This is a genomic window from Rhizobium croatiense (assembly GCF_019793465.1).
Classification (GTDB): Bacteria; Pseudomonadota; Alphaproteobacteria; order Rhizobiales; family Rhizobiaceae; genus Rhizobium; species Rhizobium croatiense.
Window position 1 is genome coordinate 199,485 of sequence record NZ_JAILYJ010000010.1, and the last position, 14,852, is coordinate 214,336.

The 14,852-nt window shown below is 61.6% G+C and carries 16 protein-coding genes and 1 tRNA gene; 8 read left to right on the forward strand and 9 right to left on the reverse strand.

All coding sequences use genetic code 11. The features are described from left to right. Positions 1-136: 136 nt before the first annotated feature. The 3 genes from rpsO (at position 137) to K6M89_RS18020 (ending at position 4,040) form a co-directional block, all read left to right on the forward strand. Entirely contained in the window at positions 137-406 is a 270-nt protein-coding gene (gene rpsO / locus K6M89_RS18010) for a 30S ribosomal protein S15 (protein WP_009997779.1), read from the forward strand. Between the two features lie 348 nt (positions 407-754). Continuing rightward, positions 755-2,893, forward strand: coding sequence for a polyribonucleotide nucleotidyltransferase (gene pnp, locus K6M89_RS18015; RefSeq protein WP_064681602.1), 2,139 nt, complete (start codon positions 755-757; stop codon positions 2,891-2,893). Between the two features lie 130 nt (positions 2,894-3,023). After that, on the forward strand, positions 3,024-4,040 hold the full coding sequence (locus K6M89_RS18020; RefSeq protein WP_222140375.1) for a class I SAM-dependent methyltransferase: 1,017 nt from the start codon (positions 3,024-3,026) through the stop codon (positions 4,038-4,040). 94 nt (positions 4,041-4,134) lie between these two features. On the opposite strand, the gene fabI is transcribed toward K6M89_RS18020, so the two are convergent. From fabI to fabA, 3 genes are read right to left on the reverse strand one after another with little or no spacing between them, the layout of a single operon-like run. Further along, entirely contained in the window at positions 4,135-4,941 is an 807-nt protein-coding gene (gene fabI / locus K6M89_RS18025; RefSeq protein ID WP_064681604.1) for an enoyl-ACP reductase FabI, read from the reverse strand. A gap of 4 nt (positions 4,942-4,945) precedes the next feature. Further along, on the reverse strand, positions 4,946-6,178 hold the full coding sequence (gene fabB, locus K6M89_RS18030) for a beta-ketoacyl-ACP synthase I (protein ID WP_222140376.1): 1,233 nt from the start codon (positions 6,176-6,178) through the stop codon (positions 4,946-4,948). A gap of 45 nt (positions 6,179-6,223) precedes the next feature. After that, positions 6,224-6,739 carry a 3-hydroxyacyl-[acyl-carrier-protein] dehydratase FabA gene (gene fabA, locus K6M89_RS18035; RefSeq protein WP_004677111.1) on the reverse strand — a complete coding sequence of 172 codons (516 nt, stop codon included), beginning with the start codon at positions 6,737-6,739 and terminating at the stop codon, positions 6,224-6,226. 302 nt (positions 6,740-7,041) lie between these two features. Here fabA and irrA point away from each other — a divergent pair, with 302 nt between their 5' ends. Then, positions 7,042-7,461 (forward strand): iron response transcriptional regulator IrrA, encoded by a 420-nt coding sequence (irrA, locus tag K6M89_RS18040; protein WP_038692124.1) that lies wholly within the window; start codon positions 7,042-7,044, stop codon positions 7,459-7,461. Between the two features lie 121 nt (positions 7,462-7,582). On the opposite strand, the gene K6M89_RS18045 is transcribed toward irrA, so the two are convergent. Further along, positions 7,583-8,218: a trimeric intracellular cation channel family protein gene (locus K6M89_RS18045; RefSeq protein ID WP_064681607.1), complete on the reverse strand. Its 636-nt coding sequence runs from the start codon at positions 8,216-8,218 to the stop codon at positions 7,583-7,585. A 113-nt stretch (positions 8,219-8,331) separates the two neighbouring features. Between K6M89_RS18045 and K6M89_RS18050 the strand changes: the two genes are divergently transcribed. Then, the gene (locus K6M89_RS18050; protein WP_222140377.1) at positions 8,332-8,805 is read left to right on the forward strand and encodes a hypothetical protein; all 474 of its coding nucleotides are present in this window, start codon (positions 8,332-8,334) and stop codon (positions 8,803-8,805) included. A gap of 3 nt (positions 8,806-8,808) precedes the next feature. Here the strand turns inward: K6M89_RS18050 and K6M89_RS18055 are convergent, their stop codons facing one another. Both K6M89_RS18055 and K6M89_RS18060 read right to left on the reverse strand, forming a co-directional pair. Continuing rightward, positions 8,809-9,597, reverse strand: a complete 789-nt coding sequence (locus K6M89_RS18055) for a YdcF family protein (RefSeq protein ID WP_222140378.1) — start codon at positions 9,595-9,597, stop codon at positions 8,809-8,811. A 68-nt stretch (positions 9,598-9,665) separates the two neighbouring features. Beyond that, on the reverse strand, positions 9,666-10,388 hold the full coding sequence (locus K6M89_RS18060; protein WP_222140379.1) for a YoaK family protein: 723 nt from the start codon (positions 10,386-10,388) through the stop codon (positions 9,666-9,668). Between the two features lie 242 nt (positions 10,389-10,630). Here K6M89_RS18060 and K6M89_RS18065 point away from each other — a divergent pair, with 242 nt between their 5' ends. After that, positions 10,631-10,867, forward strand: coding sequence for a DUF2798 domain-containing protein (locus K6M89_RS18065; RefSeq protein WP_222140380.1), 237 nt, complete (start codon positions 10,631-10,633; stop codon positions 10,865-10,867). A 143-nt stretch (positions 10,868-11,010) separates the two neighbouring features. On the opposite strand, the gene K6M89_RS18070 is transcribed toward K6M89_RS18065, so the two are convergent. The 3 genes from K6M89_RS18070 to K6M89_RS18080 all read right to left on the reverse strand — a co-directional run bounded on the left by K6M89_RS18070 (position 11,011) and on the right by K6M89_RS18080 (position 11,996). Beyond that, positions 11,011-11,286 carry a GIY-YIG nuclease family protein gene (locus tag K6M89_RS18070; protein ID WP_222140381.1) on the reverse strand — a complete coding sequence of 92 codons (276 nt, stop codon included), beginning with the start codon at positions 11,284-11,286 and terminating at the stop codon, positions 11,011-11,013. 101 nt (positions 11,287-11,387) lie between these two features. Then, positions 11,388-11,463, reverse strand: a tRNA-Ala gene (locus K6M89_RS18075). A gap of 149 nt (positions 11,464-11,612) precedes the next feature. Next, a complete protein-coding gene (locus tag K6M89_RS18080) occupies positions 11,613-11,996 on the reverse strand; it encodes a TIGR02300 family protein (RefSeq protein ID WP_003583384.1) in 384 nt (127 codons plus the stop codon). A 329-nt stretch (positions 11,997-12,325) separates the two neighbouring features. On the opposite strand from K6M89_RS18080, the gene cmk reads away from it, so the two are divergent. Together cmk and rpsA are read left to right on the forward strand one after the other, a co-directional pair. Further along, entirely contained in the window at positions 12,326-12,973 is a 648-nt protein-coding gene (cmk, locus tag K6M89_RS18085) for a (d)CMP kinase (RefSeq protein ID WP_097608070.1), read from the forward strand. 174 nt (positions 12,974-13,147) lie between these two features. Continuing rightward, positions 13,148-14,851, forward strand: a complete 1,704-nt coding sequence (gene rpsA / locus K6M89_RS18090) for a 30S ribosomal protein S1 (protein WP_222140382.1) — start codon at positions 13,148-13,150, stop codon at positions 14,849-14,851. The last annotated feature ends 1 nt before the right edge of the window (position 14,852 follow it).

A 14,852-nucleotide genomic window follows, 5' to 3' on the forward strand; every position in this document is an offset into this window, starting at 1 on the left:
CTCCCTCTTTCCATCGCTGCTTATTTGGTTTATAGGCAGCGCCAGCATCGGGTACGCCCGAATGCATTCGCGGCCAAAGCTGGACGGCATCCCGGCTTTTGGCGACTTCTTCTCCTCTCATAGAAAGGACCATCCGATGTCGATCACTGCTGAGCGCAAGGCTGCGCTGATCAAGGAATACGCAACCGCCGAAGGCGATACCGGTTCGCCGGAAGTCCAGGTCGCGATCCTGACCGAGCGCATCAACAACCTGACCGAACACTTCAAGGACCACAAGAAGGATAACCATTCCCGCCGTGGCCTGCTGACGATGGTTTCGAGCCGCCGCTCGCTTCTTGATTATCTCAAGAAGAAGGATGAAGGCCGCTACTCCAAGCTGATCAACAGCCTGGGTATCCGCCGCTAAGATTGTCCGGCGGGCGCTTTCGAGCGTCCGCCGGATCTGTTTCGGGACGATGTTCCGATGAAATGTTCCGGCCGCGCCCTATCTCAAGCGGAGGAACGACCGGCGGACCCGGATGGGCCGGTTCTGCCAAACCAACCGCTGACCTGTCATGGGGCAGGATTGCCGGATGCTTTCGGCCAGAGCTTCTCGAAGCTTTGGCCCGATTTCCCGGGGACAAGGGTCCCTGAGGAAGCTGAGACGAAAAGCCTCCCGTTGTCTTGCCCGTGATACGTCGCATTGATTGCGGTCGACTGTGCGCTGCGCCCTGATATCGGCGATGGCGCGTGCTCCCGCATTGAAGGACAAGATATGTTTGATACACACACCGTGGAAATCGAGTGGGCCGGCCGCCCGCTGAAGCTTGAAACCGGCAAGATCGCCCGTCAGGCCGACGGCGCCGTTCTCGCCACCTACGGCGAGACCGTCGTTCTCGCCACCGTCGTTTCGGCCAAGGCGCCGAAGCCCGGCCAGGACTTCTTCCCGCTGACCGTCAACTACCAGGAAAAGACCTACGCAGCCGGCAAGATCCCCGGCGGCTATTTCAAGCGCGAGGGACGCCCGAGCGAAAACGAGACCCTCGTTTCCCGCCTGATCGACCGTCCGATCCGCCCGCTCTTCCCGGAAGGCTACAAGAACGACACGCAGGTCGTCGTCACCGTCATCCAGCACGACCTTGAAAACAACCCCGACATCCTGTCGATGGTCGCGACCTCGGCAGCGCTGACGCTCTCCGGCGTCCCCTTCATGGGCCCGGTCGGCGGTGCGCGCGTCGGCTACATCAACGGCGAATATGTTCTCAACCCGCATCTCGACGAGATGGACGAGTCGAGCCTCGACCTCGTCGTCGCCGGCACCTACGACGCCGTGCTGATGGTCGAATCCGAAGCCAAGGAACTGCCCGAGGACGTCATGCTCGGCGCCGTCATGTTCGGTCACAGGGGTTTCCAACCGGTTCTCGACGCGATCATCAAGCTCGCCGAAGTTGCCGCGAAGGAGCCGCGCGACTTCCAGCCGGAAGACTATTCGGCGCTCGAAAGCGAAATGCTCGGCCTTGCCGAAGCCGAACTGCGTGAAGCCTACAAGATCACCCAGAAGGCCGATCGCTACGCCGCCGTCGACGCCGTCAAGGCGAAGGTGAAGGCGCACTTCCTCCCCGAGGAAGGCGAAGCCAGGTACACGGCCGAGGAAGTCGGCGCGATCTTCAAGCACCTGCAGGCCAAGATCGTCCGCTGGAACATTCTCGACACCAAGAGCCGTATCGACGGCCGCGACCTCGAAACCGTTCGTCCGATCGTTTCGGAAGTCGGGCTTCTGCCGCGCACCCATGGTTCGGCGCTGTTCACCCGCGGCGAAACCCAGGCGATCGTCGTTGCTACGCTCGGCACCGGCGAAGACGAACAATATGTCGACAGCCTGACGGGCATGTACAAGGAGCGCTTCCTGCTCCATTACAACTTCCCGCCCTACTCCGTCGGCGAGACCGGCCGCATGGGCTCCCCGGGCCGCCGCGAAATCGGCCACGGCAAGCTCGCATGGCGCGCGATCCGTCCGATGCTGCCGTCGGCCGAGCAGTTCCCCTACACGCTGCGCGTCGTCTCCGAGATCACCGAGTCGAACGGCTCGTCCTCGATGGCGACCGTCTGCGGCACCTCGCTCGCTCTGATGGATGCCGGCGTTCCGCTGGCCAAGCCGGTTGCCGGCATCGCCATGGGCCTGATCCTCGAGGGCGACCGCTTCGCTGTTCTCTCCGACATTCTCGGTGACGAAGACCACCTCGGCGACATGGACTTCAAGGTTGCAGGTACGGCCGACGGCATCACCTCGCTGCAGATGGACATCAAGATCGCCGGCATCACCGAAGAGATCATGAAGGTCGCGCTCAGCCAGGCCCAGGGCGGCCGCACCCACATTCTCGGTGAAATGTCCAAGGCGATCACCGAAAGCCGCGGCCAGCTCGGCGAATTCGCTCCGCGCATCGAAGTCATGAACATTCCGGTCGACAAGATCCGCGAAGTCATCGGCTCCGGCGGCAAGGTCATCCGCGAAATCGTCGAAAAGACCGGTGCGAAGATCAACATCGAGGACGACGGCACCGTCAAGATCGCTTCCTCTTCCGGCAAGGAAATCGAAGCGGCCCGCAAGTGGATCCACTCGATCGTTGCCGAGCCTGAAATCGGCCAGATCTACGAAGGCACTGTTGTCAAGACCGCCGACTTCGGCGCCTTCGTCAACTTCTTCGGCGCCCGCGACGGCCTCGTCCATATCTCGCAGCTCGCTTCCGAGCGTGTTGCCAAGACGCAGGACGTCGTCAAGGAAGGCGACAAGGTCTGGGTCAAGCTGCTCGGCTTCGACGAACGCGGCAAGGTTCGCCTGTCGATGAAGGTCGTCGACCAGGCCACCGGCCAGGAGATCGCGAACGAGAAGAAGAAGGAAGAAGCGGCCGAATAAGCCGCGTCTCCCAGATTTAATTCCGGGCGCGGGAATCTTCCGCGCCCTTTTTGTATCCCGGTTTTGCGCATGTCGTGGTCGCAAAACCGCTGCACAATTTTGCCCGACACGCTTTAACGAGACGAGACCCATGAGCCGCGAGACGCTGAAGACCCTGTTCCATCCCTTTGCCAGCGGCACAGTCGAGGCGCCCGGCGAGGGCGAGCGCGTGCTCTTTCTCGGCGCCGAGGCAGGCTTTCAGCTGCCCGAGGGCTTTGCCGCCTCGCTCAGCGCCGTCCAGGGCTTCCGGCCGCTCTTCCGGCAGCTTCTGGCGCAGCGGATCGACGCCAAGCCGGAGATCGACGGCGAGGATTATGACGCCGCACTCGTGCTCTGCAGCAAGCACAAGGGCGAGAACGAGGCCAATCTGGCCGCCGCGATCGCCCGCACGCGGGCGGGCGGCCTGATCATCGTTGCCGGGGCCAAGGAAGACGGCATCCAGCCGCTGCGCAAGCGCCTGGAAGGGTTCGGCCTCGCCATCGACCATATGCCGAAATATCACGGCGTCGCCTTCTGGTTCGGCCGGCCGGCCGATGCCGGCGAAATCGTTTCCAAGCTGGCGAAAGCGCCGGTGCGCGTCGACGACCGCTTCCATGCGACGGCAGGCATGTTCTCGCATGACCGCGTCGATGCCGGATCGGAGCTGCTCGCCTCGCGCCTGCCGCAGGATTTTACCGGCGACGTCGCCGATTTCGGCGCCGGATGGGGTTATCTCTCTGTCGAGATGGCGCAGAGATCGCGCGGACTGGGGCGCCTTGACCTCTACGAGGCCAATCACGCGGCCCTGGAAGCTGCGCGGGACAATATGGCGGAGAACTGCCCGAACGCGCCTGCGCGCTTCTTCTGGCACGATCTGTCGGGCGAGCCGGTCAAGGACAAATACGACCTCGTCATCATGAACCCGCCATTCCATGAGGGCCACGCCGCCGAGCCGTCGCTCGGCCAGGCGATGATCAAGACCGCCGCATCCGCCCTTCGCGGCGGCGGCCGGCTGCTGCTGGTCGCCAATCGCGGCCTGCCCTACGAGCCGGTTCTGGCGACGGAGTTCAGGGAAAGCGGCGAAACCTGCCGCAATGCGCGCTTCAAGGTGCTGTGGGCGAAGAAATAAGGCTCAGGCGGCTTCGAAGCGACCTCCCCATCACGAAAACAAAAAGGCCGTGCGCAGGCTCTGCGCACGGCCTTTGAATTTCGATGAGCGGCGTCTACTCGACGTCAGCCCTGCGCAGCGTATCCAGCGTCGGCATCGAGGTGACGTTGAAGCCGGCATCGACGAAGTGGATTTCGCCGGTGACGCCGGCGGAAAGGTCCGAAAGCAGGTAGAGCGCCGAATTGCCGACCTGATCGATGGTCACGGTCTTGCGCAGCGGCGCATTGCGCTGGTTCCAGGAGAGGATTGCGCGCGCATCGGAGATGCCGGCGCCGGCGAGCGTGCGGATCGGCCCGGCGGATATGGCATTGACGCGGATGCCGCGCGGGCCGTAGTCGGCGGCGAGATAGCGCACCGAAGCCTCGAGCGCCGCCTTGGCGACGCCCATGACGTTGTAGTTGGGGATGACGCGCGTCGAGCCATTGTAGGTCAAGGTCAGCATCGCGCCGCCGTCTTCCATCAACGGCGCGCAGCGCTTGGCGATCTCGGTGAAGGAGAAACAGGAAATGACCATGGTGCGGCTGAAATTCTCGCGCGTCGTATCGGCGTAGAGACCCTTCAGCTCGTTCTTGTCGGAAAAACCGATGGCATGAACGATGAAATCGAGCTTGCCCCAGCGCTGTTCGATCGCGTCGACCAGGCTATCGACCGAAGCGATGTCCTCGACGTCGCAGGGCAGCACGAAATCCGAGCCGACTTCGGCGGCAAGCGGCTTGACGCGCTTGCCGAGCGCCTCGCCCTGATAGGTGAAGGCGAGGTCCGCACCCTGTGCGGCGAGGGCCTTCGAAATTCCCCAGGCGATCGAGTGGTTATTGGCGACGCCCATAACGAGGCCGCGCTTACCCTGCATGATTCCAGTCATATTATTATCCGTTATGGCGCTGGAAGACGAGCGTGGCGTTCGTCCCGCCGAAGCCGAAGGAGTTGGAGAGGGCGATATCGATCTTCGCATTGTCGATACGCTCGCGCACGATCGGCACGCCTTCGAATTCGGGGTCGAGCTCGCTGATATGGGCGCTCTCGCCGATGAAGCCTTGCTGCATCATCAGCAGGGAATAGATCGATTCCTGCACGCCGGCCGCACCCAGCGAATGGCCGGTCAGCGACTTGGTCGACTGGATATGCGGGATCCTGGCGCCGAACACCTCGCGGATGGCGCCGATTTCCTTGCTGTCGCCGACCGGCGTCGACGTGCCGTGGGTGTTGATATAGTCGACATCGCCTTTGACTGTCGAAAGCGCCTGGCGCATGCAGCGGATTGCGCCCTCGCCCGAAGGAGCGACCATGTCGTAACCATCAGAGGTGGCGCCGTAGCCGACGATTTCGGCGTAGATCTTGGCGCCGCGGGCCTTGGCGCGCTCGAGCTCCTCGAGCACCAGCACGCCGGCGCCGCCGGCGATGACGAAGCCGTCGCGGTTGACGTCATAGGCGCGCGAGGCGCTGTCGGGCGTGTCGTTGTACTTGGAGGACATGGCGCCCATGGCGTCGAAGAGATTGGACATCGTCCAATCGAGATCCTCGTGGCCGCCGGCAAACATCACGTCCTGCTTGCCCCACTGGATCATCTCGGCGGCATTGCCGATGCAGTGCGCCGAGGTCGAGCAGGCCGACGAGATCGAATAATTGACGCCGTGAATCTTGAACCAGGTGGCGAGCGTGGCGGAGGCGGTCGAAGACATTGCCTTCGGCACGGCGAAGGGGCCGATGCGCTTCGGGCTGTTGTTCTTGACGGTGATGTCGGCCGCTTCGATCAGGGTGCGGGTGGACGGACCGCCGGATCCCATGATGATGCCGGCGCGTTCGTTCTGCGCATAGTCCGTCTCTTCCAGACCGGAATCGGCGATCGCCTGCTTCATGGCGACATGGTTCCAGGCGCCGCCCTGCGACAGGAAGCGCATGGCGCGGCGATCGACCAGCTCGGCAAGCTCCACCGGGCCGAGCTTCGGGCTGCCCCAGACCTGGCACTTGAAGCCGTGTTCGGCGAAATCGTTGGAAAAGGAAATACCCGACTTTGCCTGGCGCAAGGATTCGGTGACTTCGGCCGCGTCGCTTCCGATCGAGGAAACGATACCCAGACCCGTGACAACTACCCGTCTCATCTGATCAAACCTTTGTTGTTTTCGTCAGCCGCTCGGAATGCGGTTTCAAGCGGCCTTGTCTTTCGATAGACCGACGCGGAGATCGGCCGCCTGGTATATGGTCTCGCCGTCCGCCTTCAGCCAGCCGTCGGCCGTGCCGAGCACGAGGCGGCCGCGCATGACGCGCTTGAAGTCGATACCGTATTCGATGAGTTTCGTATGCGGCCGCACCATGCCCTTGAATTTCACTTCGCCTGTCGAAAGCGCCATGCCGCGGCCTTCCTCGCCGAGCCAGCCGAGGAAGAAGCCGGTCAGCTGCCACATGCCGTCGAGGCCGAGGCAGCCCGGCATGATCGGATTGCCTTCGAAATGGCAGGGAAAATACCAGTCGTCGGGGCGTACGTCGTATTCGGCCCTGAGATAGCCCTTGTCGAAGGCACCGCCGGTTTCGGAAATTTCCGTGATGCGGTGAACCATCAGCATGGGCGGCAGCGGCAGCTGCGCGTTGCCGGGGCCGAACAGCTTGCCATGAGCACAAGCGATGAGTTCTTCATACGAGAAGCTGGACTGTCTGGTTGTCATAAAATTTATTTTTCCCCCCGCGTGAAGCCGATGGATGTGAACGTGTAGTCCAAGTTCTTCAGAAAATGAAGCACAAGCAAGGCAGCTTCATTTCATCGCCCCGGACCAGGCCTACGCCATTATTTGGTGGTCGCATACAGGAAGGCCAGGGCCGCGACCAGACCTATTTGCGTCAAAAGCCCGTTTTTGCCGCGTTTATCAGGCTCCTGTCCCCATTGAACTATTGAAAGGCTCCAATGCAAAAGTTATACCGCTTTAAGAAACATGATTGCTTTATGCAGGAATAACCGGAGTTGGTTTTGATGACGGGTGCACTCCCGATCGCAATAGAGGTAAGGCTGCGTGGCGCAGGCTTGCGTCCCACCCGCCAGCGCGTCGCGCTCGGCGACCTCCTGTTTGCCAAGGGCGACCGGCATCTGACCGTCGAGGAACTGCATGAGGAGGCGGTTGCCGCCGGCGTGCCGGTTTCGCTGGCGACCGTCTACAACACGCTGCACCAGTTCACCGAGGCCGGCCTGATCCGCGTTCTCGCCGTGGAGAGCGCCAAGACCTATTTCGACACCAATGTTTCCGACCACCATCATTTCTTCGTCGAAGGCGAAAACGAGGTGCTCGACATTCCCGTCAGCAACCTGACCATCGCCAATCTGCCGGAGCCGCCCGAGGGCATGGAGATCGCCCATGTCGACGTGGTGATCCGCCTGCGGGCGAAGCGGGGCTGACGGCGCCCAGAACTGGATGATTTTAGGTCGGTCGACCTAAAATCATCCAGTTCTAGTTTAAATAGCTAGAGCATGATGTCGTCCGAAAACCGCTTACACTTTTCGGCATCATGCTCGGTCTCTACATGACATCGTCGGGATGCCGGCCGGGCTTGTGCTTGTAAATCGGGAAGGTCCAGCCGAACCACAGCGCTCCGCCGCGAACGGCAAAGGCGGCTGCGACGCCACAGCCCGAGGCGAGATAAAGCGGCATCCCCAGCCCATTGGCAAGCGTGAACACGCCGGCGCCGACAAGGGCTGCCGTCACATAGATTTCCGGCCTGAGCAGCACCGAAGGCTCGTTTGCCATCAGATCGCGCAGGATGCCGCCGAAGGTTGCCGTCAACGTGCCGGTGACGATGGCGATGGTCGGCGAGCCGGTAGCGGCAAGTCCCTTGGCGGCGCCGAGCACGCAATAGGCGGCCAGACCGATCGCATCCAGCCAGATCAGCAGGCGATAGCGCGATTCCAGCAGGTGAGCGGTGAAGAAAACGATGACGCCCATGATGCAGCAGACGAGGATATAGCCGGGGTTCAGCACCCAGAAGACCGGCACGCGGCCGAGCACGATATCGCGCACGGTGCCGCCGCCGGTTCCCGTCACCATGGCGAAAAACAGAAAGCCGATCAGATCCAGCTGCTTGCGCGAGGCGGCGAGCGCGCCTGTCGCGGCAAACAGCGCGATGCCGGCATAATCGAGATAGACGAGCAAAGACATGCGGACCCCGGAGCCGGCGAACAGTTTCCGGAAAGAACCACGGTGGCAAGGGCGGCGCAAGGCGGGGCGGCCATAAAGCGAGCTGATAGAGCTTTATCCAAAGAGGAAAGCCCGTGAAAACGCTGGTGCCCGCCGTTCTGAATATCGTCCTGCTGCTCATCATGCCGGCTGCGGCCCTCGGCCAGCAATCGCTGATCTCCGACCCGGAGATCTACGAGAAGAAGCATTTCCAGGAGCAGTGCAAGGCGGCCGAATTCGCCGACGGCTTCGTCACCCGGCAGGACATCAACAATGACGGGCTGATCGACGCGGTGGTCAACGAAGGCCTGCTCAGCTGCGACGGGCAGAAGGGGCCGCAATGCAATGACGATGGCTGCACTTATAACTTCTACCTGCAGGTTGCCGAAGGCGGTTATTTCATGATCGCGACGGCGCAGATCTACGGCTACGACTTCGTCCAGCGCTTCGGCAACATGGTGCTGGCGATGAAGATGCATCCGCGGTTCTGCGACCGCACCGAAGGTGATCCCTGCATCGTGACGGCGCGCGTGCGCGGCACGAAATTCGTCACCATCTCGAAGAAATAGATCTCAGCCCGGATAAAGCTCCGATGTCCGGCCGGCGAGGTAATAGCCGACCAGCCCGTACCATTCGCGGATCGCCGTCGCCATGTTCTGGGCATTGAGGTTCGGCTGGGTGAAATCCAGGCCCGGCCTCACCTGCCCGTCGGTGCGATAATCGGTCGGCCAGGGCACGATATCGATGCCGAGCTTGCGGAAGATGCCGACGGAACGCGGCATATGAAAACCCGAGGTGATCAGCAGGCAATGGGAAAGCCCCTGGCCTGCCAGGAATTCCTTGGTGTTGACGGCGTTTTCGAAGGTGGTGCGCGACTGCCGCTCCTCGATCAGCCGATCCCTGTCGACGCCGAAGAGCGGGAAGAACCGCTCGGATGCCGCGGCGTCGCCTTCATAGATGCCCGAGATGGAGCCGTCGCCGCCCGAGACCAGAATGCGCGACTGCGGAAATTTCTGCGCCAGCCGCAGGGCTTCGACGAAGCGGTCGGCGCCGCCGTTGAATTCGATAGCGTGGCGCGCCGTGTTCACCTCGTTTTCGAAGGCGCCGCCGAGCACGATCATGCATTGCAGGTTCTCCGGATCGGCGGCAGGCTTTGGGAACCGCTGCTCGAGCCCCTGCATCAGAAGGTTGCCGGCCGTGGTGTAGAGCGTGACGAAGAGGATGAGGGCGCCACCGGCTGACGCAAAAAGACTTAAGGCGCGCCAGCGCAGAAGCCCGGCGAGGAGGGCGAAGAAGACAAGAAGGAATGCCAGCGACAGCGGCTGGCCCAAAATCCAGACAAGCTTCGAAATCAGAAACAAGATCTACTCCTTGAGGACGGACGGCGATCCTTCCTATCCGATTCGACGGTAACAGGAATGCGACGCTTCTATTTGCCGCGGGCAACGGCCGAGTGGTGCGGCGCGAGCTTCTGGTTGAAGCGCCGCTGAAGCGGCCGGGGAATGAACATGGCGGCAAGCGCCAGCGCCATGGCAAAGATCGAGACCAGCCACAAGGCATGCGCGCCGGTCAGCCGCGTCAGGACGGCGCCGGCGATCGCGCCGAGCACCATGCCGCCCCAGGGCACGATCTGGATCGTCCATTCGACGCGGCGATCGCCGATAATCCAGCGGCCGATGCCGCGGCCGAAACGCGACAGCGCGCCCGTGACATAGGTCAGCCCGATCGGCAGGCCCTCGATATGCTCAACGGCAGCGTTCACCATGCCCATGGAACAGACGATCAGGTAGAAGCTCGGAAGCATCATGCTCTGCCCGGTCGTTAACGAAGCGAGCGCCAGGACGAGGCCGACGCAGCCGAGCACGACGAAGATGCGGCGTTCGGAGACATGGGCGATGACGATGCCGGCCGCGTTTCCGAGCACGAAAACGACAATGGCCGAGATCAGCACCGCCGCATGAAAAAGACTGCCCTCGCTCAAGGCCAGTGCGGCCCGTGTCGTGTTGCCGGTCATGAAGGAAACGAAATCGCCGGTCAGCAGCAGCCCGGTCGCATCGGTCATGCCGGCCAGAAACGAAATCGAGCCGACGAGGGCGAGCCCGGTCAGGGTGCGTCGGGTCCGGATGATACGGCGGCGTCTTGCTCTGGTCATTGCTCTCAAGGGTCCTGAAGTGGAATCACTGAGTTCCGGCAGCAGGATAAATCCTCTTCATTGAGGAATTGGCAAAAGAGGGATTGAAAGTGGTTGAGACGGGACTTGAGCAGCGCGATATTTTCCGCCATAAAACGGCGTCGCTTCAGACCGAAGCTCCGTAAGCGTTTACGTCAATCAACGCGCAACCCGCCGATCGGCGCTGCGCTGTTGTTCTGATCGGCATCTTACGGAGACAAAAAATGCCCAATGGCAAACTCCCCAAACGCTACAATGCCGTCGTCATGCCGCTCATCCTCTCGCTGCTGATGACGTCAGTCGTGTCGGCGATCAGCATCCTCAGAGCACAAGGCCCGACTGCAACTGCCCTTGCCATGTGGCCGACCGCATGGGCGCTGTCCTGGGCGATCGCCTTTCCCGTGCTGCTGGTTGTACTGCCGGTGGTGAGGCGGCTGACAGCTGCTATCGTCGAGACTTAAGCGAGGCGCCGGTCGGCTGTGGGGGCGGCCTACCGGTGTTGAGGGGGCGGCTAGAGTCGTTTCTTTGTAAATGCCTCGCGCATAGCACGTGATCCAGCTGAACAGTTTCCGCGCACGCACCGGCACTTATTCGGAATCGGCCTTCAGGTATCGAGGCGACTTGGATCTAGATTCGGCTGGACCAATCTCTTGCTGGCAAACGCCCTGCCGGAATGCGATTTGAGGTAGGTTTCGAATTCAAGCGCTTTGTATTTGTCGGGAAAGGCGCAATACCGGAGCAAATTCCAAGGCGCGAATTTGGCGGTGTGGGTGGATTTGCCGGCATTGTGCGCCGCAAGGCGCTGCTTCAGATCTGCGGTAGAGCCGGTATATTCCTGATCGGGAAAATCGACGCTGCGGAGAATATAGACGTACCACATCCGCGTTTCAGCCCGTCGTCGCCCTCCGGGCTATGCCGGGCACTGCTTCGGCCTAACGGTTTCTCGCGGCTGCGCCACGCGAAGCCCGTAAGGGCGAAGCGTGGTGGAGCTAAGCGGGATCGAACCGCTGACCTCTTGCATGCCATGCAAGCGCTCTCCCAGCTGAGCTATAGCCCCATCAAGGTGGTCCGGCTGAGCGCCGGTCCTGGGATCTCCTCGGGGTGTTCCCTTCGGAGTGGCGGCTTATTACTTCCGGTTTTCGGAGATAGCAAGCCTAAAAAATTCGGCCCGGAGAATTTTTTCCTCACCGGGCCGAAATGCAGGCGTCAGACTTCGTCTTCGTCGCCGGTCACGCCGATGATGTCGCTCATGTCGTCATCGTCATCGTCTTCGTCGGGTGTGAGGAAGGTATCGTCGTCGTCGTCGCCTTCGATTTCGACATCGTCGTCGCCCATATCGGGGATGTCGTCGCCGGAGGCGGCGTCATCGGCATCTTCCAGCGAAACCAGTTCGACTTCGGTGTTTTCGGTATCGACTTCCGCAACCTCGTCTTCTTCGGCGACGTCGGCGATTGCCGAGGTTTCCTCGAAGAAGGACAGGGGGTAGGACTTGCCGGTATAAGGAGAAACGATCGGATCCCGGTTCAGATCGTAGAACTTCTTGCCGGTTTCCGGATCGGTGCGCTTGGTTCCAAGTTCCGCTTTCGCCACTATAAGCCTCGTGAGAATGGCCGAATCCGCGATTCGGCAAAATGCCGTTCAAGCCGGCGTTCCATCGGAATTTATAAGCCGGTCCCCTTAATCGCTGCGGCTTCGCATGTCAAAGCCAAACTTTATGATCGCAGCGCCGGGTATTTCCGGCGCCGGCGGATGCCCGGCCGACGCCCCTCTCGCAACGAGGCGCGGCGGCTGCGGAAGCGGGCGGAGACGGTCGCCGGAAAGGGCGGGCTTGCGAAGGAAATGCTGCGCCTTTACAAAGCATTATGCCACGTGTGGCGCCGCGTCGGGGGCCGTAAGCGCCCTGCTCCAGGATTGATCCCATGACGACCAAGACTTTCACCATCGCGATCGACGGCCCGGCGGCCGCCGGCAAGGGCACGCTTTCGCGCCGCATCGCCGAGCAATATGGCTTCCACCATCTCGACACGGGCCTCACCTACCGCGCCACTGCCAAGGCGCTGCTCGACGCCGGTCTGCCGCTCGACGACGAGGCGGTGGCGGAAAAGATGGCGCGGGAGGTTGAACTTGGCGGGCTGGATCGCGATATACTTTCGCAACACGAGATCGGCGAAGCTGCCTCGAAGATCGCCGTCATGCCGGCGGTGCGCCGGGCTCTGGTCGAGGCGCAGCGGCGGTTCTCGGAAAAAGCGCCGGGCACGGTGCTCGACGGGCGCGATATCGGCACGGTCGTCTGCCCGGATGCGCCGGTCAAGCTCTATGTGACGGCAACGCCGCAGGTGCGCGCGCGGCGCCGTTATGACGAGATTGTCGGCAAGGGTGCGACGGCGGATTTCGATGCGATTTTCGAGGACGTCAAGCGGCGCGACGAACGCGACATGGGACGGGCCGACAGCCCCTTGAAACCAGCGGTCGATGCGCACTTGCTTGATACGTCGGAAATGAGTATAGAGGCCGCGTTTCAAGCTGCGCAATCGATCATCGATGCGGTCTTGAGCCGAAATGCCTAAATTGAAGCGATTTTGCATGCGGAGACGCATCGATCGCTGTTAATGCAGCCTGAAATTCCGTCCAAGCGCCGGATTGCCTTCGTGAAAGAGGGCGGACTGGGTTCAGGCCCGTTCAACGCAAACCAACCGGCGCATACGTGTCCGCTTTCCTATCCAGGACACGCAGGAGATTTTATGTCAGTAGCTACTCCCTCCCGCGAGGATTTCGCGGCTCTTCTCGAAGAGTCCTTTGCCAAGAACGACCTGGCCGAAGGCTATGTCACCAAGGGCATCGTGACGGGCATCGAGAAGGACGTCGCCGTTGTCGACGTCGGCCTCAAGGTTGAAGGCCGCATCGCGCTCAAGGAATTCGGCGCACGCGCCAAGGATGGCCAGCTCAAGGTTGGCGATGAAGTCGAAGTTTACGTTGAGCGTATCGAAAACGCGCTCGGCGAAGCGGTTCTGTCGCGCGAGAAGGCTCGCCGCGAAGAGAGCTGGGTCAAGCTCGAAGCCAAGTTCGAAGCCGGCGAGCGCGTCGAAGGCGTGATCTTCAACCAGGTCAAGGGTGGCTTCACGGTCGACCTCGACGGTGCGATCGCCTTCCTGCCGCGTTCTCAGGTCGACATCCGCCCGATCCGCGACGTCACGCCGCTGATGCACAACCCGCAGCCCTTCGAAATCCTCAAGATGGACAAGCGCCGCGGCAACATCGTCGTATCGCGCCGTACGGTTCTGGAAGAATCCCGTGCCGAGCAGCGTTCTGAAATCGTTCAGAACCTCGAAGAAGGCCAAGTTGTCGACGGCGTCGTCAAGAACATCACCGATTACGGTGCGTTCGTCGACCTCGGCGGCATCGACGGCCTGCTGCACGTCACCGACATGGCATGGCGCCGTGTGAACCATCCGTCGGAAATCCTGAACATCGGCCAGCAGGTCAAGGTTCAGATCATCCGCATCAACCAGGAAACCCACCGCATCTCGCTCGGCATGAAGCAGCTCGAGAGCGATCCGTGGGATGGCATCCAGGCCAAGTATCCGGAAGGCAAGAAGATTTCCGGTACCGTCACGAACATCACCGACTACGGTGCATTCGTCGAGCTGGAGCCGGGCATCGAAGGCCTGATCCACATCTCGGAAATGTCCTGGACCAAGAAGAACGTTCACCCCGGCAAGATCCTGTCGACCAGCCAGGAAGTCGAAGTCGTCGTTCTCGAAGTCGATCCGTCCAAGCGCCGTATTTCGCTCGGCCTCAAGCAGACGCTGGAAAACCCGTGGGCAGCATTCGCCCGCAGCCATCCGGCCGGCACTGAAGTCGAAGGCGAAGTCAAGAACAAGACCGAATTCGGCCTGTTCATCGGCCTCGACGGCGATGTCGACGGCATGGTGCACCTCTCCGACCTCGACTGGAACCGTCCGGGCGAACAGGTCATCGAGGAGTTCAACAAGGGTGACGTCGTCAAGGCCGTCGTTCTCGACGTCGATGTCGAGAAGGAACGCATTTCGCTCGGCATCAAGCAGCTCGGCAAGGATGCGATCGGCGACGCCGCTGCATCGGGCGACCTGCGCAAGAACGCAGTCGTTTCCTGCGAAGTCATCGCGGTCAACGATGGCGGCGTCGAAGTGAAGCTCGTCAACCACGAGGACATCACTTCCTTCATCCGCCGCGCCGACCTCGCCCGCGACCGCGACGAACAGCGCCCAGAGCGCTTCTCGGTCGGCCAGGTCTTCGACGCCCGCGTCACCAACTTCTCCAAGAAGGACCGCAAGATCATGCTGTCCATCAAGGCTCTGGAGATTGCGGAAGAGAAGGAAGCCGTCGCTCAGTTCGGTTCGTCCGACTCGGGCGCTTCGCTCGGCGACATCCTGGGCGCAGCGCTCAAGAACCGCGGCGGCGAATAAG